Source organism: Psychromonas ossibalaenae ATCC BAA-1528, assembly GCF_000381745.1.
Classification (GTDB): Bacteria; Pseudomonadota; Gammaproteobacteria; order Enterobacterales; family Psychromonadaceae; genus Psychromonas; species Psychromonas ossibalaenae.
Map to the genome: position 1 here is coordinate 10,256 of NZ_KB906969.1, position 26,021 is coordinate 36,276.

Annotated in this window: 17 protein-coding genes; 3 read left to right on the forward strand and 14 right to left on the reverse strand. The window is 41.6% G+C overall.

The features are described from left to right. Window positions 1-13: 13 nt before the first annotated feature. Window positions 14-4,801, reverse strand: a complete 4,788-nt coding sequence (locus tag G327_RS0102220) for an NAD-glutamate dehydrogenase (protein WP_019613132.1) — start codon at window positions 4,799-4,801, stop codon at window positions 14-16. Window positions 4,802-4,986: 185 nt separating this feature from the next. Then, the gene (locus G327_RS23865) at window positions 4,987-7,818 is read right to left on the reverse strand and encodes a glycosyl hydrolase family 18 protein (RefSeq protein WP_019613133.1); all 2,832 of its coding nucleotides are present in this window, start codon (window positions 7,816-7,818) and stop codon (window positions 4,987-4,989) included. 810 nt (window positions 7,819-8,628) lie between these two features. Here G327_RS23865 and G327_RS0102230 point away from each other — a divergent pair. Both G327_RS0102230 and G327_RS0102235 read left to right on the forward strand, forming a co-directional pair. Beyond that, entirely contained in the window at window positions 8,629-9,804 is a 1,176-nt protein-coding gene (locus tag G327_RS0102230; RefSeq protein ID WP_019613134.1) for an efflux RND transporter periplasmic adaptor subunit, read from the forward strand. Next, the gene (locus G327_RS0102235) at window positions 9,804-12,890 is read left to right on the forward strand and encodes an efflux RND transporter permease subunit (RefSeq protein ID WP_019613135.1); all 3,087 of its coding nucleotides are present in this window, start codon (window positions 9,804-9,806) and stop codon (window positions 12,888-12,890) included. Before G327_RS0102230 ends, G327_RS0102235 begins: the two co-directional genes overlap by 1 nt. 224 nt (window positions 12,891-13,114) lie before the next feature. On the opposite strand, the gene G327_RS27630 is transcribed toward G327_RS0102235, so the two are convergent. Continuing rightward, a complete protein-coding gene (locus tag G327_RS27630) occupies window positions 13,115-13,249 on the reverse strand; it encodes a hypothetical protein (RefSeq protein ID WP_169337217.1) in 135 nt (44 codons plus the stop codon). A gap of 700 nt (window positions 13,250-13,949) precedes the next feature. Here G327_RS27630 and G327_RS0102240 point away from each other — a divergent pair. Further along, on the forward strand, window positions 13,950-14,450 hold the full coding sequence (locus tag G327_RS0102240; RefSeq protein WP_019613136.1) for a helix-turn-helix transcriptional regulator: 501 nt from the start codon (window positions 13,950-13,952) through the stop codon (window positions 14,448-14,450). 79 nt (window positions 14,451-14,529) lie between these two features. Here the strand turns inward: G327_RS0102240 and G327_RS0102245 are convergent, their stop codons facing one another. The 11 genes from G327_RS0102245 to G327_RS0102295 all read right to left on the reverse strand — a co-directional run bounded on the left by G327_RS0102245 (window position 14,530) and on the right by G327_RS0102295 (window position 25,996). Next, entirely contained in the window at window positions 14,530-15,795 is a 1,266-nt protein-coding gene (locus G327_RS0102245; protein WP_019613137.1) for an FAD-dependent oxidoreductase, read from the reverse strand. Between the two features lie 3 nt (window positions 15,796-15,798). After that, window positions 15,799-16,827 (reverse strand): c-type cytochrome, encoded by a 1,029-nt coding sequence (locus G327_RS25890; RefSeq protein ID WP_019613138.1) that lies wholly within the window; start codon window positions 16,825-16,827, stop codon window positions 15,799-15,801. 293 nt (window positions 16,828-17,120) lie between these two features. Continuing rightward, complete coding sequence (locus tag G327_RS0102255; RefSeq protein ID WP_211217202.1) at window positions 17,121-17,414, reverse strand: hypothetical protein; 294 nt, start codon at window positions 17,412-17,414, stop codon at window positions 17,121-17,123. A 164-nt stretch (window positions 17,415-17,578) separates the two neighbouring features. Beyond that, a complete protein-coding gene (groL, locus tag G327_RS0102260) occupies window positions 17,579-19,219 on the reverse strand; it encodes a chaperonin GroEL (RefSeq protein WP_019613140.1) in 1,641 nt (546 codons plus the stop codon). A 69-nt stretch (window positions 19,220-19,288) separates the two neighbouring features. Beyond that, the gene (locus G327_RS0102265; protein WP_019613141.1) at window positions 19,289-19,579 is read right to left on the reverse strand and encodes a co-chaperone GroES; all 291 of its coding nucleotides are present in this window, start codon (window positions 19,577-19,579) and stop codon (window positions 19,289-19,291) included. 158 nt (window positions 19,580-19,737) lie between these two features. Continuing rightward, a complete protein-coding gene (locus tag G327_RS0102270) occupies window positions 19,738-19,983 on the reverse strand; it encodes a DUF1107 domain-containing protein (protein ID WP_019613142.1) in 246 nt (81 codons plus the stop codon). Window positions 19,984-20,202: 219 nt separating this feature from the next. Continuing rightward, window positions 20,203-20,679: an FxsA family protein gene (locus G327_RS0102275; protein ID WP_019613143.1), complete on the reverse strand. Its 477-nt coding sequence runs from the start codon at window positions 20,677-20,679 to the stop codon at window positions 20,203-20,205. A 367-nt stretch (window positions 20,680-21,046) separates the two neighbouring features. After that, on the reverse strand, window positions 21,047-22,189 hold the full coding sequence (locus G327_RS0102280) for a 3-phenylpropionate MFS transporter (protein WP_019613144.1): 1,143 nt from the start codon (window positions 22,187-22,189) through the stop codon (window positions 21,047-21,049). Between the two features lie 72 nt (window positions 22,190-22,261). Beyond that, window positions 22,262-24,694 (reverse strand): beta-mannosidase, encoded by a 2,433-nt coding sequence (locus G327_RS0102285; protein ID WP_019613145.1) that lies wholly within the window; start codon window positions 24,692-24,694, stop codon window positions 22,262-22,264. Window positions 24,695-24,857: 163 nt separating this feature from the next. Beyond that, on the reverse strand, window positions 24,858-25,466 hold the full coding sequence (locus G327_RS0102290; protein WP_019613146.1) for a prepilin-type N-terminal cleavage/methylation domain-containing protein: 609 nt from the start codon (window positions 25,464-25,466) through the stop codon (window positions 24,858-24,860). Beyond that, the gene (locus G327_RS0102295) at window positions 25,460-25,996 is read right to left on the reverse strand and encodes a GspH/FimT family pseudopilin (RefSeq protein ID WP_019613147.1); all 537 of its coding nucleotides are present in this window, start codon (window positions 25,994-25,996) and stop codon (window positions 25,460-25,462) included. Before G327_RS0102295 ends, G327_RS0102290 begins: the two co-directional genes overlap by 7 nt. Window positions 25,997-26,021: the final 25 nt, after the last annotated feature.

A 26,021-nucleotide genomic window follows, 5' to 3' on the forward strand; every position in this document is an offset into this window, starting at 1 on the left:
TTTCTGTAAATACTTAAGCCTGAGAAAGATCCAGCAGCTCGCGCAGCGCCACCTGACACATACTAAATTCGGGTTTAGTGACCGCCAGCAGCGCATCAGTCATTTTCTTCCAGCGCTCAGAGAGAATATGGTGTGATGTATGCCATTCAACAAAGGCCTGCGAAATATCGCAGCCTTCGGTAGTCATCTCTAAAATACGTTTAGTAATACGCAGCTGCTGCCATTCAAGATCATCACGCATCGACTCCCTGGCAAGTGACTGCCAGTGATTATCAACGGGTAACTGGTTAAGCTGCTTAGCAATATCAAACAGTCTTAAATTTTCGCCACTGTGGAAATAGACCTGTACAGCCAGCTGCGGTTCAATTTCTAACTTGGATGCAACTGACAGTACACCTAACATGGCATAAACCTGATCCACACTAGCAAGAGAATGTGCAAGGGTTAAAGGTACACCGTCTTTTGTTAACAACTCTATTTCCTGTTGACGATGGGTAACAGAAGCGCCCATTAGAATATCATCAAACTGAGCAGCTAACTTTTTAAGCGGCTGCTGATACTGCTTAACCAATGCCCCGGTATCAATATCTCCGCGGTTACTGCGCACTAACCATCGGGTAGCATGACGTACCATACGTTTTAGCTTAGCTGTCAGGTCACTCTGCAGCTGTGATGATACTTTATGATCTAAACCTTCAATCTCCTCTAACACAGCTGTAAAAGAGAAAATATCCCGTGCGGCTACCCAGGCTTTACAAACATCTAAAAATGAACAGCCTGCGCTCACCATCAGACGGTGCACAAAGGTCGGCCCCATACAGTTAAAGATATCGTTGCTTATTTGAGTGGCAACAATTTCAGTCACCAGCGGGTGCTGATGAACCTCTTTGCGGTACTTCTTAACCAGTGAAGCCGGGAAGATTTTCTCCGCTTCCAGGAGCAGATACGGATCATCTGCGACATTTTCATTCGCTAATGCTTCTTTCATTTCATTTTTGGCATAGGAAAGCATCACTGCAATGCTCGGACGGGTTAAGCCCTGCTGACTGCTTTTACGTTCAAGAAGCACGTCATCCGTAGGAATAAACTCAAGGGCACGGTTAAGTTTGCCTTTCTCTTCTAAATCACCAATTAACCGGCGATACTCTTCCAGGCGTTTGTATCCTTCCAGATAGGAAAGGCTGATGCACTGTGCCTGACGGTAATTATTCTTAAGCACTATTTTAGCCACTTCATCGGTCATATTAACTAACCAGAGATTACGCTGCTTGACCGTTAAATCACCTTTTGAAACCAGTCTATCCAGCAGTATTTTGATATTAACTTCCAAGTCAGAACAGTTCACACCAGCAGCATTATCAATGGCATCAGTAAAACATAAACCGCCGTTTACCGCATACTCAATGCGCGCGCTTTGCGTCATGCCTAAATTACCGCCTTCGCCGATTGCAGCACAGCGTAATTCAAAGCCGTTAACACGTAAAATATCATTCGCCTTATCACCGACATCGGCATGACTTTCCATACTTCCTTTAACATAAGTACCTATGCCGCCGTTCCATAACAGATCTACCTGAGCTTTCAGTAAAATAGTAATAAGCTCCGTCGGTGTTATTTTTTTCTGATAAATATCAAAACGTTTTGCCATTTCAGGCGTTACCAGAATTGATTTTGCACTGCGCTCAAAGACACCGCCGCCCGCTGAGATTAAATCCCGGTTATAATCGTTCCACCCGGTTCTAGGAGTATCAAACAGGCGCTGACGTTCGCTGAAATTAGCTTCCAGATCCACTGGGGTCGGGTCAATAAATATATGCAGATGGTTAAATGCGCCCAGTAATGCAATAAACGGCGAACACAACATGCCGTTACCAAATACATCACCAGCCATATCACCAATACCGATCACACTCAGCGACTGTTTCTGTACATCTTTACCTAACTCACGGAAATGGCGCTGCACACTGATCCAGGCACCTTTTGCGGTAATACCCATTTTCTTATGGTCATAACCATTACTGCCGCCGGAAGCAAAAGCATCATCCAGCCAGAAATCTCTTTCTACAGCCAGTTCATTTGCAATATCCGAAAAAGTCGCCGTGCCTTTATCAGCAGCCACAACCAGGTAAGGATCGTCACCATCGTAACGCACCACATCACGAGGAGGTAATATCTCGCCTTTATTCAAGTTATCAGTAATATCCAGTAATGCACTGATAAACACTTTATAACAGCTGATACCTTCTGCCATAAACGTTTCCCGATCCATCGCAGGATTGAGCCTTTTGGCAACAAAACCACCCTTTGCTCCAACCGGCACAATGACAGAGTTTTTAACCTGCTGCGCTTTTACTAAACCTAATACTTCAGTTCGGAAATCTTCACGGCGATCTGACCAGCGTAATCCGCCGCGAGCCACTTTGCCACCGCGCAGATGCACCCCTTCGACACGCGGAGAATAAACAAAAACTTCATAATTTAAGCGGGGCAGCGGTATATCGCATATTTTGTCATGATCAAATTTAAAACTGATATAGGGTTTATTTGCTCCCTCGCTTTTTTGAAAGTAATTGGTACGCAGCGTTGCCATAATCAGTTCGACATATTTACGTATCACCCGGTCTTCATTAAGGTTAGTGACATCATTAAGCGCGGTTAAAATCTTATCTTCCAATTTCTGCTGTTTTTCTAAATCGGCGGCTTTGCTCGGATCAAAACGCAGCTTAAACAGCTTCACCAGCTCTTTAACCAGTTTGCTGTGATCTAATAGTGTTTTTGCAATGCTGCCGTGACTGAAACCAAAACATAACTGCTTTAAATATTTTGCGTAGGCACGCAGCATAGCAATATCACGCCACGCCAGGCCGGCACCGAGAATAAGTTTGTTAAAGGGATCATTCTCCGTTTTTCCATACCATATCGATAAAAAGGCATCCGCAAAGACAACACCATAAGCATTCGGGTCAAAATTATTCACCTGCGAGTAAATCAGGGTAAAATCATATAACCAGAAGTTCTTTTCACCGCAGGGAGTAACTTTGTAGGGGTATTCTTCGGCAACTTTTAAACCCAGGTTTTCTAAAATAGGAATCAGCTCCGAGAGCAGTAAAGCACCGTCCTGATGAAAAAGTTTTAGTTTCAGTTCACTGCTGTTCGGTTCAATTGAGCGGTAAAAACGCAGCGTCATAGCACGTTTCTGATCCTTATATAAAGATTCGATACGTTCAATATCAGCCACCGCAACCCGAGAACTGAAAGTGTCCTGATAACTGCCGGCAAAAGCATTTGTATATTTTTTGTTTAATTTAGTACCTAATTCTTCACCAAAATGCTCAATTAAAGACTCATGCAGTTCATCACTCCACAGTTTCGTTAACTGCTTCATACGATCCTGAATAGCCTGCACTTCCAGCACTTCATTAAGCGGACTTTTAAGACGTAAAACCAGGCGTAAACGCGCTAAGTTTGACTCGCTTAAATAGGTCTGAAAATCACTGTCGGTAACTTCCAGGGTGCGCCTGATAAGCTCTTCAAACTTAAGTCTGACCTCAGTATTGTAAACATCACGAGGCACATACAAAATAGCGATAACAAACTGATTATGTCCTTCTGTACGCAGAAACAGTTTTAAATCTTTACGCTCCTGAGCATGCAGTACTTCCGTTACATTCTGCAGCAGTTCACTTTCATTGCATAACAGCAGATCTTCTACGGGATAAGTATAAAGGATCTGCGCAAGCTCTTTATAATAATGCCCGCCTTGACTATAACCAGACTGCTGCAGCACATTGCTTAATTTATTACGCACAACCGGAATATCAACCGGCGTACCGCTGTAAACCGTAGAGGTATACAAACCAATAAAACGGTAAGCGCTGATGCATTCTCCATTTTCATTAAACTGCTTAAGATAAATAATATCCGGATAAGCCGGACGATGCACCATAGCGCGTTTTGAGGCTTTAGTGAAAAACACCAGTGTATTTTCATTAAGCACTTCTACAGACTGCAGCTGGCTTGTTTCTCTTTTGAAATCAACACGTTTCAATAAGCCTAACTGACTTCCTTCGACAGACACAACCTGATCATCCTTAACAATCAGCTTTTCACCGGCAATAAAAGTGAAGTGATCTTTGAGCATCCAGGTTAGAAAAGTCTGCTGCTCCTGCAGATCAATAATATTCTTATTACATTTAGCGACTTTACTGCATTTTATAGCCTCTTTAACATAATTTTTAACCGCTTCAAAATCATCCACAACCAGAGCAACATCCTGCAGAGCAAGCTGCAGGCTGGCGCTTATTTCATCCCGTTCCGCCTCTGCACTGGTCTGATCAATTTCAAAATAAAGCAGCAGCTCATTTAAATTTTCACCCTCAAGTGATTTCAATTTTCCGGTTTTACTACGCTCTACGGCTATTTCACTGTGAAAAACACGGTGAATCTTAATATTCTTCTCATTAATAATGAGTTTTAAGGTATCAATAACAAAAGGAATATTACGGCACAATACACTGATCACCGTATGTGCTGACTGCCATTCATCCTGTTCGACATCGGGATTAAATACCCGCAGTTTAGCTTCGTCACACTTCCACTGCTGTGCTTCACGCCACAATGAAACAGTCAGACCGCATAAATCCGTTTGTGACATTTGTGTTAAATCTATGGTGGCAACATCACGATAAACATTGCCGATAAACTGCTTTAAGATCTTCTGTTCTCGTTCGGAAAAGTGTCGTTTTAGCCGGGAAAATACCTGCTCTAAAATATCTGATTTTTGATTGAGTCTTGAATTCATCTGAGATACCTATGCTTTGCCATGACTGGGGTGGAGTGAAGTGGAAATAATACCCTAAGGCTAGGTCAGAAAGTTTTTTAAACAAAGCAGAAGCGTGATGCAGATATAAATTTTAAATAATAATTTCAGGTATTAAAAAAGGGAGTGCTGTTAACACTCCCTTAACATTGCTTTTTTACAAAAAACTACTTTTCAGCAGTCCGTCCGTAAGTTTTACCAGCAATTTCAAATGTGAAGTTAGTCGGTACCGGCATCGGCATATATAGACGAATTGCAATAGAAATTGTTTCACCCGGCAGCCATTTAACAGATCCCCAGCCGTCAGCTTTCAACTGCGCACCGAAACGGTGGAAATCATTGGATAAACCGCCGACATTACCCATAGATAGTCCCGTTTCTGCTAGATTATCAACAGACCAGGTAACGCCTGAATACATATCGACCAGATTTACAATACCATTACCAGATGGAACAGCGTATGGCTTAAGCGTATCAGAGATCTGCGCATTCATCGGCACAGCAGGCGAAACATTAAACGCAATTTTAGCCCCGGACAGGTCAACCTCGGAGTTATTAGTTAACTTAAGCGCCACCTGAATCGGGTAGTTATCTTCACCTTTTGGTAAATAACCAACTAGATCAACATCTACATCCACGGTTTCCTGCGCAACAATAAAGTTCTCATCACCCGCTTTCACACCGTAAGGTGCGGCAGTTTTGATCATATTGTAAGCAGTATCAGTTAATGTGCTGCCGAAGTAGTAATAACCTTTACCATTTTGCTCCGGCGTTGAATAGTCACCCGCCATTTCCCAGAACATAATACCGCCTGCTCCCTGGTCAATTGCATATTGGACTTTAGCTTTGTAAGACTTCATGTTTTCAGTAGAAAGGAATACTTTTTTCTCTTCATTCCATAACCAGGAAGCTTGTGCCAGCTCGTCGTAATGCTCAACGTAATCACCCGTATATTGAGCAGCTGCAGTCGTTGTATCGTGACCGTAAATGTTTACGTAAGGTGTAGGTAAGTTATCACGCAGGTTATTAACGTGCCAGATAGGACTTGCACCAGCAAACATTTCGTTACCGTTGTTATCTGCATCAAACCACAAGTTATCAATACCTTGTGCGCCGTAACCACATGGAGCGCCCGCTTTAGGACTTAACGCATCAGGACCTAAATTACCGCCGGTACCTAGGTAACACTCGCTCTGATTCGGTAACGCAGCTAAACCGTTAAGACCGTTTGTACCGCCTTGAACCTGCTGGAAACCACGCGTGTAATATGGAAGGCCTATATTAATACGACCGCCCTGCAGAGCTGTGCGGAAATATTTGTAAGACCAGTCAATATTTAAATATCCCTGACCGTTGTAGTACTTCGCATCGTTACCCGAGTAGATACCCGCATCAGCAATTTCGTTATCTACACCGTTGTCATACAGTGCTGCATTGTGACCCGCAAAGTGGTTCCATGCGCCGTGCAGATCGTAAGACATAATATTAACGTAATCTAAGTACTGCAGAGCCTGGAAACCACGGAAACCACGCAGCAGGTAACCAGATGAAGGAGAAGCAATGGTCAGCATATAATGCTGCTGATCGGCGGCTCCCTGTTGATCAAGTTCACGACGTAATGCTTCCATCAGCGCCATATAACCGTCAAATAATTTTCCACGATGTTTGTTTGAAATAGCCCAGTCTTCAGGGTGGCCCGCATCAGACATAGATGACGGATACTCATAATCGATATCAATACCATCGAAGCCATACTGATTAACAAACACAGCCGCCGATTTTGCAAATTTATCAATGGCAGCGTAGTTAACCTCCCCCGTCGCTTCTTTGATTGTTAAGCTGTAGAAGCCGCCATCCATATAACGACCGGCATCATCAAAATGAGCACCGGTTTCAGCCCAGCCGCCAACAGATAATAATAACTTAACGTCATGCTTCTTCGCGTACTGGTTTAATAAATTAAAGTGACCTTTATACGGCAGCGACGGATCCATTGCATTTTCTGCACCTTCCCATGTCATACCTGTTGCAGGGTTTTTCGGATCTGTTGTATCACCAATAGAAACTTCACCGCTTTTATTAATATGCGCAAATGCATAGTTAATATGCGTAATACTGTCCCATGGAATATCCGAGGCTAAGAAAGAAGGCTGACCGTTTGCTCCGTTTCTCCATGAAGTAAAGTAACCGATAATACGGCGCGGGTGGTCTGCCCCCATGATTTCACGACCATCAGCATCGTAAACACTACAATAAGGCACATCAACACCAGGTGTTGCGTATAAACCTGCCGGACGACACGCTTCATCTGTACCAGGAATAACCGCATCAACAACACATAGACCGTCAACTAATGATGAGCCTTCTTCACAGACAGGATCAACCACATCAACAACACATTGGCCGTCAACTAAAGACGAACCTTCTTCACAAGCAGGGTCAACCACATCAACAACACACTCACCATTAACTAGCGATGAGCCTTCTTCACAAACAGGGTCAACCACATCAACAACACATTGACCGTCAACTAAGGACGAACCTTCTTCACAGACAGGACCAACTGGACCAGAGGGGCAGTCTACCGCCTCCCAGAACCAGGAGCCGGCTTTAGGCGCTTCCCAGATACCGGGATTATTTTTCGCCTGAAAACATTCATTATTATAAGAATAAATATCACCGTTTGAGGCGTTAGTCGTACCGGCAATAAATTCAGGAACATCACCCGGCACTGGTGTCGGGTCAACTGGGTCAACCGGAGTATCACCGCAAGAAGCGGCATCCCAGAACCAGGAAGCCGTGCTTGGCGTTTCCCATAGGCCCGGGCTGTTTTTCGCCTGAAAACAGTCACCGTTATAGGAAACGATATCACCATTCGCGACAGTTGTTTCACCTGCAATATAAGGTGTGACTGTTTCAGCGGCATTTGCAAATAGCGAAATTGTTGAAGACAATAAAGCAATGGATACTGCTTTTTTGGCTGGACTAAATGTAAACATTTGTATCATCCTTAATTAAAATAAAAACATTGATACCCGTTATCAGTCAAAATACATTTATGCACCTTGAATGATCACGGCTATAAACCAAGCATCAGGAGAGTAAAGCAGAAGAGGGAAAAAAGATTAAAGGCAGTTTTATCTGGATAACTAAACAGAACTATCCCTGATAATACGCATCCGGCCACATCCTTGGTCCCAATAGTTTTACAACTTGCTAATACTAATAAGCTTTTTATCGACACAACTAATTTCTCTGCGCGACATAACTAACAATCTTTTAGCTAATACTTATAAAACAAGCCTTCTAACGCTCAGTAAAATGACTGATTCGAGCGATTTAAAGGGTACTAGCAGTTGTTTTTTTAATCAAGACATGACCTTATTTTGGATCTCGAATTATTTACCAACAAACAAAGTAAAATCAATGTATTAGTGTTATTTTCGAGTGAATTTAGGTGTAAAGAAAACAATTTAAGTTGCTTTTTTGTGATCGAATTAACTAATAATTATCACGACTTACTTGGGTGATTGATGTTATTTACACCATTCCAGCCATAAATGAATAAAACTCATGCCTTCAGCAGCTCAATAAAATTATCAATATAAATCCCCCTAATAACACTCTGTACTATCGATTAATATTGGTAACAGTACAGATAAGCTAAATAGTGCAGACATCAGCAAAAAACCAAGATAAAAAATCATGCACATTTCGTTCAGCTAAATTAATAATTACATTATGCTCCTCAGAAACAAAGTGGGGGCAGCTCCAATTTAGGTTTAATAAAGTAGTTAAAAAGAGGTATTATGCAGTTCATAATTCTGATTGTACCAATTATTGGAACAGCACATTTTCTGCGGATACTCATTATGATAAAAAATAGAAAAACGTTAACCTCTGCTGCCTTAGCTATAACTGCTTTAGTACTGTTGGGATGCGGAGACAAACAAGATAATCCGGATCAAGAATTACTACGCCCTGTACGTACAGCATTAGCAACAGAAGCTCCGCAAGGACTGGAGCTGCGTTTCGCAGGAACGATAGATTCAGCGTCTACAACCGCACTTAGTTTTCGTGTCGGCGGCACTATTCATCATTTTCCTGTAACAGTAGGGGCAAAGTTAAAACATGGGGATCTTATCGCTCAGCTTGATACAGCAGACCTAAACTTAAACTTAGAAAGAAGCAAAGCAGAACTTGCAGAATCCCATACTATTTTAGCCGCCAATCAGAGTCGTTTTAACCGCTTTTCCGATTTACATGCTCGACAGGCTCTTTCAGCAATGGACTATGATCTGGTAAAAGCCGAATATGAAGCTAGTTTAGCCCAGGTATCCCAAGCCGAAAAAGCCGTTGATTTAAGCCTGCGGCAAGTGAGCTATGCCAAACTAGCTGCTCCTGCAGATGGCTGTTATCTGTCTTCTACTAATGCTTCCGTAAATGAGAATATCAGTGCCGGCCACCGTATTGCCACATTAAACTGCGGCAATACAATGGAAATCACCTCAATTGTTTCAGGCGCAGTAGCAAACTTAATCACACTCGGGCAAAAAGTTGAAGCTATTATCAAGACGACTAAGGAGACCAGAGTAAATGCCACCATTACAGAAATAGGCCTAAGTTCAACGACAAGCGGTTTATACTTTGTCACCGCACAACTCGACCAGTCACAAGCGAATATCCGACCAAGTATGGCAGCTGAACTGCTGCTCAACAAAAGCTTCAATGATATAGAAAGCAGTGTGTGGGTACCTATGGTAAGTATTAATGAAGATCAAGGCGCACATTATGTGATGACCTTTGAAAGCGAAGACGGCATAAATGGAATTGTACATAAAACCCCTGTTGAGGTCGGAAAATTCTCTCAAGGTTTTTTCCAAGTTAATAGCGGACTAGAAGTAGGGCAACATGTAATAACAGCAGGGTTAAGCCATATTTATGACGGGCTAAAAGTTAAGTTGTTAGTCGAGGATAATAAATAATGAATATCACGACTCTGGCCTTACGAAAGCAGCAGCTGATGATACTGTTGATTTTCGCATCACTTGTCGCGGGCGTCTTTGCGTTTTTAAATATTCCTCAAGCGCAGGATCCTGGTTTTCCTATTCGAACAGCACAAGTCGTTACTACGTTTAACGGTGCATCACCACAACGAGTCGAAGAACTGGTAACTGACAAAATTGAAACAGCGATTCAGGAAATGCCTGAATTGGAAGGTATCAGCAGCCAGTCTAAAAATGGTGTTTCAATTATTAGTGTTGATATTCAAGATCAATATAAAGATCTTCGCCCAATTTGGGACAGCTTGCGCCGTAAAGTTGATGCGGTTCAAAACGAGCTGCCTGAAGGTGCCGGACGCTCCGTTGTCAATGATGAATATGGTGATGTCTTCGGTATCGTTATCTCAATTGTGGCTGATGATTATGAATACAAAGATAAACAAGAGATTGCCGACCAGGTTCGTGATAAATTTCTGAGAGTTCCGCAAGTTGGTAAAGTAGATATTTATGGAGAACAGGCTGAAAAAATCTATATCGAATATGATAACAGCCGACTAAAAGCACTTAACATTACGCCAACTTACATCGCTCAGTTTCTACAAAATAAAAATGTAATCCTATCAGGTGGTCAGTGGGAAACGCCCAGCGAAGTGGTTAATATAGAACCAAGCGGCAACTTAGAATCTGTAGATGCACTCAAAAAAACCTACATCCCATTACCAAATTCAAGCGAGGTACTGCCGCTTGAAAATATTGCTCATGTATATCGAGGCTACGAGAATCCAGCACGCAGCTTAGTACATACCAATGGCTCACCAAGCCTCACCATTGCTATCTCAATGGTTGACGGCGGTAATATCATCAAACTGGGTGAAGATATTCAAGCGCAGCTCGATGAGTTTTTAGGCGTATATCCGTGGGGGGTAGACTTCGAAGTCATCTCTTTTCAACCTAAACTCGTTGCTGATACAGTAGACAGTTTTATGAGTAATCTGCTGCAGGCAGTCATTGTGGTTTCTGCCGTCATGCTCATAACACTCGGCTATCGAACCGGCATGATTGTCTCGAGTCTTATTCCGGTAACGATCGCGGCAACTGTCGCTATTATGTACTGGGCAGGGATCGGTCTTGATCAGGTCTCACTTGCGGCGTTGATGATTGCGCTTGGTATGCTTGTCGATAACTCTATCGTGATGTCTGAAGGCATTATGACGCGGATGGAGCAAGGTGAAAAACCCTTTGATGCCTCCGTTAATACTGCAAATGAACTTAAAATTTCACTTCTCACTTCGTCATTAACGACTTCAGCAGCTTTCTTACCTATTTTTTTAGCAGAGTCTACGACAGGGGAATATACTGCACCATTATTCACAGTGGTAACAATCACACTACTCGCATCTTGGTTCTTCGCTGTAACAATGATCCCTATGTTATGTATGCTGTTCCTAAAAGTGAAGCTTAAGAAAAAAAATAAATCCAATACTGAGACGGAAAAAACAACATTGGATAAAGTGGAAAATATTTATGCCTCTCTGCTGCAGAAAGTGCTTAACTGGCGCTGGACCTCGCTGGCGAGTATCGGGCTGGTATTTATACTCGCGTTATATAGCTTTCGGTTTGTACCGGTTATTTTCTTTCCTCCTTCAGAAGCACCTACGTTTAAGCTAGAGCTCGAGCTGCCGACAGGATCCCCCATTGCACGAACTCAAGAGGTGGTAAGCAGTATAGAGAGCTACCTTAGTTCCCTGACTGATGATGGTGAAAATTCAATGGGCTTAGTCAATTGGTCAGCGTTCATCGGTAATGGCGGCCCTCGTTATGTGCTGTCACATTCTACCAAGCCGGCTAGCCCAAACTATTCTGTATTTATCTTAAATACGAAAACAGGTGACGATGTCGAGCCCTTAATGAAGGCACTTGATCAACACATTTTTAGAAACTATCCCGATGTCAGCTATATGACGCGTAAAATTGAAAATGGTGCGGCTATCAAAAACCCAATCGAAGTTCGTATCATGGGAGATGACAGTGAAACACTTTTGGGGATAGCCGGGACAGTAAAACAACAATTAAACTCAATAAAAGGTGTTAAAGGCATCAGCGACGACTGGGGTCTAAAAGCTAAGACTTATGCGGTACAAATTAATGAGGCAGAAGCACAGCGGTTAGGCATCACAAATAGTGATATTGCGGTGAATCTTCAAGCAAGCAGCAGCGGCTTAAAAGTTTCTGATTACCGTGAAGGTGAGGATATTATTCCTATCGTCATGCAGGCTAAGTCGAGAACCTCAAATTATATTGAGCGCCCTACCAGCGTTAATATGATGATTCACGATGGCAGCTTTGTACCGATGGGGGCAGTAGTCACGCCTGATATAAAATGGGAACCGGCAGTCATTCCACGCCGCGATCGACAAAAAGCGATCAGCGTGGCAGCAGGAATAGATTTTGATATGACTGCTGCTCAAGTAAACCGCAAGCTCGTGCCATGGTTAACTGAGCAGGCAAAAACATGGCCTACAGGTTATCGTTGGGAACTCGGGGGCGTTGCGGAATCATCAGGTCAAGCAAATAAGTCTATCTTCGAAAAACTCCCAATCGGGTTTATCATTATTCTTATATTACTTATGGCTCAATTTAATTGTGTACGTAAATCTGCCATTATCTTAATGACTATTCCATTAGGCTTGATTGGAGTCTCATTCGGCTTAAATGTGATGGGATCGTATATTGGTTTCATGACCATTTTAGGTATCATTTCACTTGCTGGTATTGTTATTAATAACGCAATCGTATTAATAGATCGTATTGATTATGAGAAAAATGAAAATGGTTACTCGCCTTATTATGCCATTGTTGAAGCAGCAAAAAGACGGATGAGACCAATATTACTCACCACGGCGACAACTGTTGTGGGAATGATTCCACTGTACTTAGGTGGAGGAGTCATGTGGGAACCAATGGCTGTTGCCATTATCTTTGGTCTTCTTGGCGCGACAGTATTAACACTGGGCGTTGTCCCGCTGTTATATTCAATCTTATTCCGTGTAAACACGAAAACCGCATAACGTCTTAAAATATTTACTCAAGGTCGTTAATAAAAAATCCCGTAAAGTAGTAGTACTTTACGGGCTTAATCAAACCTTGTTAGCTACTATGAAATAATCAGAGCCTGATTTTACACCATACCTGCCAGAAAATGCCAATCAATTGATTTTAAACAAAAATACAGACAGAATGGTTAAGTATGAGGCTAAACTCCAAGCTTTGTATCCCTATACGCCTTGTAAAACTACAAATTGGAAGCCAAATTCGCTATATCACTACATTTTAATAATCGTTTAAATAAACGTACGGCAGCCCCTTTACCCTTGTGTTTTTGCACTAAAATATCAATTTTATCGCCACCTGAATCTACTGCTGGCAAAAGATAATGTAAAACGTCATTTATTTTTATAAAACTTTATCCAGATACTATGTATCACTAAGCTAACCACGGTTCTTTTTATTTGGCAGCCGTAAATAGCACCGTATTTTTATACCACTAACGAACCGTTTCATAAATGACAACAACTTCCCTGCTACAAGCAATTCTTTAATATCACGCAAGCTAAGTATAAAGCGGTGATAAAGCCAAACTGCATGGTTGATAATTTGAATTGGGCAACGACAACCTGCATTTTCCATGCTGTTTGGGTATATCATCAATACAATTAAAAATTGATAACCGCTCAGCAGAAGGGACTCCCACAGTCTTTATCATCAACGGTAGGCAGATCTTATTTTCTTGACCAAAAACAAAAACTATGCAAAACCATAAGACTCTAGCTCATACCTGTAGGGTATTTATCCCTCAAAAACTCAAAAGTTGGTATCTGTCTCCTTCAGAAAATACTTAGGTAAATATCCCATTAATTAGCCAAAAGAAAAAATTTAAAACTTCAGGGCTAGAGGCTATTTTGCTTCAACAGTTGGCTTATATGAAGAATGGTTCTAGATTATATTAGAAACCAAGGCCAATAGAATGAACACAGAGAATAGCTAAAGTATAACTTTAGTCCTTTGAGAGCAGAATCAATAAACCTCCGGCTTTACCGACAGTAAGTTAACTAAGAGGATCATCTAAGATGAATCAAGTTAAATTCAGTCTTTTTGTTTACTGCCTCATATTTTTAGTCTCCTTCTTCGATATTGTTATGGATTGGAAAACAATGGGAGGATTAAATTCACATATTCTCGTTGAAGTATTATCAGGAGTAATTGCTTTAGCGGCGTTTACCATTTTGTTTATATGGGATTTAAAAAAGAATAAACAGATGATTGTGCTCAAAAGTAGTTTAACCAATACCGAAAAGCAGTTAAGTGCTTCCCAGCTCCAAACCAAGAAATTAATAGGGGAATTATCTAAAATAATTCAAATTCAGTTTGATGAATGGAAGTTAACTAAAAGTGAAAAAGAGGTCGCTTTGCTGTTATTAAAAGGCTTAACATTGGATGAAATTGCAGGGATGCGCGAGACACGTGAAAAAACGGTACGCCAACAAGCGTCTAATCTATACAAAAAAGCCAGCATCGCTGGCCGGTATGAATTAGTCGCTTATTTTTTTGAAGATCTACTGATTACTTAATCTAAATGGAATCTCCCCTGCAGGGGGAATATACCAAATAGTTTGAATATAAAGAAAGGTTCAAAATTAATTGCCGATATCACCCAAAGGTATCGTCAAACAAATTGCCTGCCCAATTAAACATCTCATTGTAATTATCTGCACTCGGTAACCCAGATGCAGGGTAACCAGCCCCAGGAACCAGCTGCATTTGTTTAGTCTCCGTATTGTATTCATATACAGCCGTCAGCCAACTAGCTTGGGTAGATGACACAGGGCTATAACAAGCCGAGTTTGTTTTGGGCTCTGGATCTATTTGCAAGCCTTGCAATGAACGTAATATTGCATCTGCACACACTTTCGCTTCCGAGTTCCCCATATGACCGGCTTTTGGTTGAGCAGTTCCTTGTGAGTCACCAATAATATGAATGTTACTTGCAAGGGTTGATTCATAATTCAATGGATTGACTGGCGCCCAATTTCCTATGTTTAAAGATGCATCAAAAATAATTTTTCCCGCTTTATGATTTGGAATGACATTCAATACTTTTGGGTTTAACGTATTTATTCCATTTATGGGATCATCATTTTCAATAAAAGTAACACTGCGAGTATTTGAATCGACACTTTGCACCACGGCATTAGGTCGATAAATAATTCCATAACCTTCAAACTGGGCATGGAACATCTCAGTTTCTACCGTTATATTTGCGTTAGCATCCAAAACAGTAACCACACAATTTGAAAAACCTTTGCTGTTTTTTAAATAATCAGCCACTACACAGGCGCGTTCATATGGTCCTGGAGGGCAACGATAAGGCGATGCAGGTATCGTCATTACAAAGTGGTCACCATCAACCAATTCATCTACTTGAGTTTTTAATAGATTCGTTTGCACACCCGCTTTCCAAGCATGTGGAACTTTGCTTGAATCTAAACCAGGGATGTCAATAAAATCGATGCCCGGTGCTAAAATCAATCGATCATAACTTAGTGTACGACCATTACCGAGTGTCACAACTTGACCTGTTTTATCAATGGAATCAACAGTAGTGTGAATCATATTGATTGCATATTTAGCACTGTGGCTGACATAGTTAAACTCTAAATTTTGGGTTGTTTTTTGGCCATTCAACACCAGGCTACTCAAGATGGGTGATATATAGGTTGGGTTTGGCTCAATCAATGTGACTTCAACAGCTAAACCTCCCCATATTTTTAAATATTTGGCAGCGGCTGCTCCAGAAAACCCACCACCAACAACAACCACATGTGGGATCGCTGCAGCTCTAACCATTTGAGGAATCAATAACGCAGCCGTTCCAAAACCCATTGCCTTTAATAATATTCTACGTGAAATAATCATCTGTTAATCCTCCTCTTCAGAACTTGGCTGGGTTGCTAACCACTCGGCTAATACTATTATTTCTGCATTACTGTAACCGTGTGCTTGCGCTTCCATAATCGGTTCATCTTCTTCACCCGACTTAAACTCCTGCATCTCTTCTACGGTTTCAGAAACTGATTCACCTGTTATGCTGTCCCAGTCATTGGTTGAGTTTCCGTTCGTACCATGGCACTGGAAGCACTGTGAAGCGAGTAAACGACCAACTTTTGGTGTATATTCGCTAACAGGCGAGTAATATGGTATTTCCTCATCGTCATTATCTTCGATTTCATCCACATCTTTGATTCCATCGTTATCGTCATCGGTATCGTATTGATCATCTACACCATCATCGTCATGGTCGTTATCGTCGATGTCATCAATATCTTTGATACCATCGTTATCATCATCTAAGTCTTCACGGTTAAACTCACCATCGTTGTCATCATCTTCGTAGACATTCGGAATACCGTCATTATCACTGTCTAACACATCCAGCGTGACGATGACTGTCTGAGCACCGGCAGGGAAATCCACAGAAATCACAAGTGGTGTATCCACCACACTATCTCCATTAGCATCGATAATGCCTGTTGAATCTATCTCGAGTGGTACGTAACCTAAATTCAAGTTAACGGATGTATTGAAAAGAGAACTAGTAACACCATATGACTCAATAACAATTGGTGTAATTATTTGATTTTCTTCGCCTTTATTGGTAGTCATTACTAAATGACAGTTCAAGCGAGAGGGAATGGTCAAACTAAATGAATGCTCAGTGGAACCGTCATCTATAGAATTAGCTGAAGAGTAACTGCCATCACTACAAAAGCCTTCAATAAAGGTGCCGGGTACTGTCCCGCTAACAATAGAGGTTGAAGATGCAGTACCTCCCACTGGATTAGAATCACCACCACCACCACCACCACCACCACCATCACCACCACCACAGCCTGCTAACAACAATGCAGCAGATAAGCTAGTGAACATAAAAAATCGATGAGTTATCATTAATGACTCCTACTGATTTGTTTATTGATTGTAGGTTCCAGTTAGGCTCAAAACCTGCAGCCCCCTGAATCTATTTTGCGACATAAATATTAAAATATAAGTGAACTCTCTTCACTAGAACAGAGGACATATGTCTTGTTTTTAGTTTCTAATGAGATTTTTTTGGGGAAGGAGCTTCCTATACCAGAAATGGGGATATATGAATGTATTCAGGTCAAGTTCATCGGGCTTAACTATTGCTGCCCTATGTTTAACTTTTGGCAATGGCTTTAATATATCGCTCAACGGCCCCCTTAGGCTGGGTTACTTAGCGTTAACCTATGCACCAGCAAATAACCAGACACTCGATTTATTACCGCTAATATATTAGGTGCCTTTTTAGGCGCACCAACCGCTTCAATGGCTAACATTAATTCCGAAATATGCCCTGCATTTATCTCTTCAATATGTAGATTACTTATACATTTAGAGCCAAGTTGTAACCATCGTTTAACTCTACGGCATGATCTTCTGAGCAAGAGTCTTTTTTGTTGTTCCCACCTGAACGTTTTACCATCAGGAGCGGATATATTTTTAACTTCTTGCACGGTTAAAACCATACCTCCAGATAAAAAATCAATCGATTAGGCAAAATGGTATAAGTCGGCACACAACAATTATGAAATGCTTTAGGAAGTGAAGTCAATAAAAAAGCCCGTAAACTATAAGCTTACGGGCCTTTCTAGGAAGTGCTACTATTTAGGCAATACGTTTACATCATACCGCCCATCCCACCCATACCGCCCATATCCGGCATTGGCGCAGCAGCTGCTTCTACAGGACGGTCTGTGATCATACATTCAGTAGTGATCATCAGCCCGGCAACTGATGCCGCAAATTGTAATGCACTGCGTGTTACTTTAGTCGGGTCGAGAATACCCATTTCCAGCATATCGCCGTATTCAGCAGTTGTCGCATTGTAACCAAAGTTTGCTTCACCTTTCTGTACATTGTTAGCAACCACAGAAGCTTCTTCACCACAGTTTGAGACGATCTGGCGAAGCGGTGCTTCCATTGCGCGAAGCGCAACACGGATACCAACATTCTGTTCGTCGTTTTCGCCTTTAAGGTCTTTTAATAAACCGGCAACACGTACCAGTGCAACACCACCGCCGGCAACAACACCTTCTTCAACCGCTGCGCGTGTCGCATGCAGTGCATCGTCAACACGGTCTTTTTTCTCTTTCATCTCAACTTCAGTTGATGCACCGACTTTAATTACCGCTACACCGCCGGCAAGTTTTGCAGAACGTTCCTGGAGCTTCTCTTTATCGTAATCAGATGAAGAAGCTTCAATCTGCTGTTTAATCTGAGCAACACGTGCAGTAATAGCAGCTTCGTCGCCAATACCGTCAATAATCGTTGTTTCATCTTTACTGATTACAATACGTTTAGCCTGACCTAAGTCTTCAAGCTGGATCTTCTCAAGATCTAAACCAATCTCTTCAGAGATAACCGTACCGGCAGTCAGAATAGCGATATCCTGCAGCATAGCTTTACGACGGTCACCAAAACCTGGTGCTTTAACAGCACATACTTTAACGATACCGCGCATGTTGTTTACAACTAATGTCGCTAATGCTTCGCCTTCAACATCTTCAGCAATAATTAATAAAGGTTTTGATGCTTTAGCAACTGCTTCAAGTGTTGGTAATAATTCACGAATATTACCAATTTTTTTATCAACTAATAAGATAAACGGGCTTTCCAGTTCAACGGTACCGGCTTCCTGATTAGTCATAAAGTACGGAGACAGGTAACCGCGGTCAAACTGCATACCTTCCACTACGTCTAACTCTGTTTCCAGCCCCTGGCCTTCTTCAACGGTAATAACACCTTCGTTGCCCACTTTGTGCATAGCTGAAGCGATGATTTCACCGATTTCAGTATCAGAGTTAGCAGAGATAGTACCTACCTGTGTAATAGCTTTTGAATCAGAACAAGGCGTCGATAATGTTTTCAGCTCAGTAACGGCTGCTTTTACAGTTTTATCAATACCGCGTTTCAAATCCATTGGATTCATACCGGCAGCAACGGCTTTTAAACCTTCAGAGATAATTGCCTGTGCTAATACTGTTGCAGTTGTTGTTCCGTCACCGGCTGCATCATTGGTTTGTGATGCCACTTCTTTAACCATCTGTGCGCCCATGTTTTCAAACTTGTCTTCCAGTTCGATCTCTTTTGCAACAGTCACACCGTCTTTGGTGATCTGCGGAGCCCCAAAGCTTTTATCAATAACAACATTACGGCCTTTAGGACCTAAAGTTACTTTAACGGCATCAGCTAAGACATTTACGCCGTCTAACATTTTAATACGTGAATCATTTCCAAATTTAACTTCTTTTGCAGACATTTTGTTTTCCTTTAATTCAATAATTTTAAGACGAACGCTTTTCTATTAAGAAAGCGTGCTGCAGTATTCTTATTCAACAACCGCCAGGATGTCGCTTTCACTTAAGATAAGCACTTCCTGACCTTCAATTTTTTCTGTTTTTAAACCGTAACCTTCACTGAAAATAACGATGTCTCCCACTTTTACGTCAAGTGGCTTTACTTCACCATTATCTAAAAGACGACCGTTACCCACGGCAAGAATTTCACCACGCGTTGATTTTTCAGCCGCACTTCCAGTTAATACAATACCGCCGGCCGAAGTTGTTTCCTGCTCAGTACGTTTTAAAATAACACGATCATGTAATGGACGAATAGTCATGGTTTTTCCTTAAAAATGTTTGTCTTTGGATGTACAAAACAGATGGGGATTAAAAAATAGTTTATCAAGTGACAGAGTTAAAATTTTTTCATTAAGACCAAAAAAAACCTGTATTAACTATACAGGTTTTTTAAAAAGGCTATTTATAGAGAGTTAACTTAAACGGCAGCGGGTCTCGGCTGCGATAATTCATTTATTATCTGATTAATCTCACTAACAGCTATCAGAATATTTTTTTCCGTCTTCTGATGCTGGTAAGCAACAACCTTACCTTCAACCACCCTTAAGCGGCCTAAACCAACAATAAAAATACGACCGTTAAAAAAACCTTTTACAAACTTTGCAATTTGACGAGGATGATACTTTTTGAAACTTCTTAGCGTTATCGAATTTTTAATATTCACATTTATCCCTTATTATTTTTTGGACAATAAATCACATAACTAAAACACTAAATACTTTGAACTCAATGAGTGTATTACCAATAGAATGCGCTAACTTATTATTATTTTTTGACAAAATAATGAAATTTAAACCGATTTCAACCCTTCTTTAGCAATACCTCCTCTACAAGACATCTTTTCCGTAATAATTACCCATTTCTGTGATATTCATCGAAAAAACTATTTTTTATCATCCTTACGCTCAAACTCACCTTCAATAACATCTTCTTCAACATGGCGGCTGCTAAAAGGAGAGCCGCTATGTGGTTGAGAAAATCCCCCTGACATAGCGCCGTGGGGGGCGAATTTAACATTCGCCAGCAGCAGCTGTGCTATTGCGCCTCGAATAGACGGCTGTAAAAGTAATAAACCACAAAAATCTGTCACAAATCCCGGGGTCACTAATAACACACCGGTAATAATTAACATAATACCTTCAATCAACTGCTGTCCGGGCATTTCACCGCGTGCTATACGTTCCTGCAGCTGCTGTAACAGTTGTAATCCCTGGCTGCGTACTAATGCCGACCCGACTAACGCGGTGACAACCACTAAAGCAACTGTCGGCCATGCACCTAAAAAACCACCTACTTTAACCAGAACAAAAATCTCTAATAATGAAACGCTGGTAAAAACTAAAAATAATCTTGCAAACATGCTTACTCCTGATAAGGATTTAAAAAACTTTAATCTATCTTAATAATTAAATATGGACACATTATGACAAATTCAAGGCCTTAGATTATATTTTGACCTGACAAGTCCAACTTATTGCTAAAAAATTCTTATTTTCATCACCTTATTAATCGACTCATTAGAACTAAAAAACTTCCCTGAAACTTGAAAACAGCTTTGCTTTACTTTCAGGACAGTTCTCAGCAGCGTGATTCACACGCTAAGCTTCAGTTATGTTAGTCAGCAAAATATAAGAAAAGTTCAATATTTACCCGTTACCAGTCAAAATATACTTTGAATGATAACGGCTATAACAACACAAAGTGAACATTTGCTGTTAGCCAGCAGATCAGGCCGTTTTCCATATTTTAAGGCACCATAAAACGGGTATTAACAATAGTGACATAATCAAAAATACCTGCCCTTGAAGCTGTTCATAGAAAATACCGGAGACATAGGTAAACAACGCCATCAACAGTCCCAGCGCCACTCCTGAATAAAGAGTCTGATAAGGCACCATATCGATATTTTTCTGCTGACTGATATAACGAATAGCCGCTAAATGGGTCACAGCAAAAGTAAATGCGTGAAATGTCTGAACAACTGCCAGCAGATAAACATTATCTGTAAATGAGATCACCCACCAGCGGGCAATTCCTGCACACAAGCCTAACAGAATCATCTGCTTGATCGACCAGTTAGTGAACAGTTTTTTATTGAAACGCATCAATAGGACTTCAGCAGCAACCGCAATCGCCCATAACCAGGCAATATTTGACTCGGAAATGCCGATACCTTTCCAGTAAATGGAGCTGAACGCATAATAAGCACCGTGACTGCCTTGAATTGAACCGACAACAATTAAAAACAGCAGAACATTGCGCTGCTTCAGCAATGAGAGAAGAGACTGTTTAACACCCTGCTCCTGCGTTTGTCCGTCATCTAACTGCGGTGTTAACTTTAATAAACTGACTGTCCACATAACCGCCGATGCACCGACAATCAGCCATAATATTGACGGCTGACCATACTCAACTATTAACCAGCCGATACAACTGGAGCCGGCAATAAAACTTAATGAGCCCCATAAACGAACCCGCCCGTAATCTAACTGAATCTGATTCACTAAGCGGGTACCAATAATATCCCCCAAGGGAACCAGCGGCCCGATCACAAAGTTAATCGTCAAAGTAATGACGGACAACCACAGGTACCCCTGCAGATAAAACAGAACCGCAAATGCAAGCAGGGTCAGAAAACTTAATACACGTAATAAACGCAAAATAGAAGAACCGCTGCTGACCAGCGGCAGTAATCCCATACTACTGACAAAACGCAGTACCAGCCCGACAGAAAACAGCAAACCAATATCTTCAGCGGATATTCCCTGCCCGGACAGCCACACGCCCCAGAAAGGTAAAAACACTCCCCATACAAAATAGAAAGCAACAAAATAAAGGGTTAACCAGGATTTAGCAGCAACAGTAAACAACAGATACCTCTATGAATTAATGAGAGTTACAAATAAACAAGGCTGATAGTACATCAGCCTTGTTCAAAAGTGTTAAGAATAACTATGATACAAATCGTAAACCCTTAAGCCCTCTTTTAACTCTTCGAGTTCAGCCTCTCCAATATAAGCAATTGTTTGCGGTTCGCCAGGCAGTAAAGTAAAACTTGAATCAGTAAACCGCCCTGTTCCCTGATACTCTAGATGCACAAAAAATGCAGGGTTTTCTGCACTTATTACAACTTCAAGTCCCGCTTGTGTTTCAATAATCTCATAGCTTATTTTAGGATCGGCAAATTCACACTGTTTCGGCTTAGCCGGAAAATAAGTATTATTGAAACTGACCTTGTTATTATTCAGATTCACATAAAAGAAACCTTCTGCCTCAAACCCGCTGATTTTCTCTAACGGCCAGGACCACAACTCAACATTTCCATCAGCCTCAACGTATCCTGATATCAGCTCTCGAGACAAAACTTCGCCGTTCCAGCTCTGCCAGAACAGCTCACCATCTAACTCAACGGCAGTTTTCGCATCATTCACGACCCGCAGGGTTAAATGTGTTTCAGACTTCACAAATACCGCTAATAACGGTGCAAAAAAACGTTTCGCCTGATAATGAAGCTGTTTCCAGCGGCCGTCATACTCAATTGACGACCATGAACTCACCGGCCAGCAGTCGTTTAACTGCCAGTATAAAATACCGCGGTTAATCGGCTTACGTGAACGCCAATATTCACTGGCTGTTTTAATAGCCACCGACTGCTGTACCTGACTGAGATAGAGCATATTTTCAAAACCATTGGGAAAACGATAATAACGGGTAAACATTTCGGTAATAATGGAATTACCTTTGGCATTTTTCTGATGGCTTTCAAAGGACGGCGAAGTCACATTCCAGTCATTCTGCGGCGCAAATTTTTTCACCGTTGGTAAAGAGGGCCAGGATTGAAAACCAAATTCAGAGCAGAAACGCGGATTAACTTCGGTATAAGCATCAATAGATTTCCCTGAGTGCCAGACATCCCAGTAATGCATATCACCGCGGTTATCATCGTGCCAGGCATCACCAAAATCCAGTTCGCCGTTACAGGGGGAACTTGCCCAGAAACGTCGCCCGGGATCGGCTTGAGTAACACTTTGTTCAAGCACTCGATTTAATCGGTCATAATTAACCACATATTTTTCGCGGTTAGCACGGGACTCCGGATACCAGCCGATTGCACCAATCACTTCGTTATCACCGCACCATAAAGCAATACAGGCATGATTTCGTAAACGCTTAACCTGATAGTCAACCTCAGCACTGACCTGCTTAATAAAATCAGGTGTTGAAGGATATAACGCACAGGCGAACATGAGATCCTGCCAGACTAACAGACCTAATTCGTCACATAACTCATAAAAAATATCATGCTCATAAATTCCGCCTCCCCAGACCCGAAGCATATTCATATTAGCGGCGGCAGCATCACTGAGCATCTGACGATAGCGCTGTTCACTATTGCGTCCAGGCATTGCATCTAAGGGGATCCAGTTAGCCCCCTTCGCACTGACCGGAAAACCATTAACCTTAAAGTACATGCTGGATCCGGTTTCATCCTCTTCAGTAATTAACTGCAGTTCCCGCAGGCCGATTTTTTTAGCAATGACTTGTCCGTCGAGTGTCACTTTTAACGGATAAAGATACTGCTCTCCATAACCTGCCGGCCACCATCGCTTTGCCTCTGTGACAGTAAATGACACTACTGTTTTATTAGTCTGAATATCAACCGGGACTTCTATAATCTGCTCATTAAATTCAATAACAGCTGAACAGGTTGAGTTGCGCAGTGCTTTATAATCAATACTGACATTAACAGTACAGTTTTCTGCACACCATACCTGCTCTGTCTGCACTGCCAATAATGCTGTGCTCTCTACCGCCTGCAGAGTAATATCACCATACACACCCGCGACCGATAAACAGATGCCCCAGTCCCATCCAGCGTGGCACTGTGCCTTACGTAATGTATTCATATGCGGAATTTTATTATTACCAACAGCCCAGGGAATTGGAAAGGGTAATTTTTCCGCCTGAGCACGGGCGGCAAGATCCGCACGTTTTAATAATATTTCAATGCTGTTTTTGCCGGGCACAGCAAAAGGAAGAATATCTATATTTAATGCCAGAAACATATTGGAGCTGTCAGTCACAGCCTGTCCGTTAATTTTAATTTCAGCGATGGTATCTAAATATTCAAGACTAAGTTCCAGTGAAGCAGCATTAAACACCGACTCAGCAAGCTCAAAAGAACGCTTCAGCCGCCATTCACACTGCCCGACCCACTGCACTTTTTTTTCATTATCTGCCCAGTAAGGGTCGACAATTTCACCGGCATCGAGCAGCGCACAATGCACATCGCCAGGTAACTGAATTGCGATATTTTTAATTTCAGGCTGATCAATGCAGTCAAGCAGCCATTCACCATTAAGGGAAAACATCATTAAGAGACTCCTAAATAATAACAGGTGTCTGATTCTATGATCATAAAAGAGAAAATGAGCAGCGCTGGGAAGTGAAACTGAGAGCTTGCTAGGTATCTACAAATTATTGATATTCAGTGCTATAAAAATATTAGGCACAAGAAAAATTGATGCTAGCAGGGCATTAGTTGAACTCTAAGTTGCGTACCTGTACCGTGGTGCTGATTGAATGGGTGAAACTGCTGTCAGAAACCAGCTCTCCGGTTAAATTAATTGATACACTGCGGATCGTAGAGGCGGCATTAGAAACAATGCTTTCAGAAAATTTCAGACCGGTAATCTTAATAAACTGTTTATCAGAAAGTGCAGTCCAGGTTCCAGATGAGTAACAATTACCCGCAAGCGGATCGACACCAGTGCCGAACTGAATTTCATTTTCAGGAGCTTCAAATCGAATCCCCATTTTATTGCTGTCAGAAATTTCAGAGGCGACATTATGATTATAATAATAAACAATACAGTTCTCGTCCGCGCTGTTGATTGAATCAACCGTTTTACTGCCGCCGCTGGCAACCATAAACTCAGAACCACCAAAACCGGCGCGCCTGATATCCGTTTCCATAATAGACATAATTGACTGCAGATCAGTACGTAAACGTGAGTATTTGAGGCTTTTGCTTCCGCTAGAAATCCCGGTCACATATAAACCGATCACCATAGCTAATAATACAGACCCCAGCAGCAGTGCGATTAACAGCTCAACTAATGAAAACCCATGATGCTTAGTTAACATTTTCCATAACCTAACTGAGCTTTATCAGGCGAACAAATCCTCAAGCGCATGGTTGACTGAATAACTTTCAGTTTCTGCCCCTGGGAGTTTGTAAGTCTCACACTGCCGGCATTAACACTGAATCTCATTGGACTATAGGAGGCCTGTTTGCCGCTGAAGGTAATATCGGAAGCTGAAGCTACCAACACTTTTCCGTCAGTAAGCTCTTGTATTTTTTCAGTTCCGTTTAACAGGCACGAGTCAGCAGTAAAGCAGTCGCAGGCAGGGAAAGTTGTCATCGCCATATCCCATTTTGTACTGTTTTCAAACTGACAAAAATGCACATAAACCTTTTCGTTCAATTTAACGGACTCGGTCTTAGCTAACTGTAAAAAGTAAAATAGTCGCTCGCTATTATCCTGCAGTGCCTGCCGGGCAACTATTCCGCGATAAGAGCTAGTAGTAATGGCGACTAATATAGCGACAATTAAAACAGAAACGAGTAATTCAATTAAAGTGAAACCGGTATTTTTGCATCTCTCTATTTTCATAAAAAAAACTCAGCAGATACTTAAA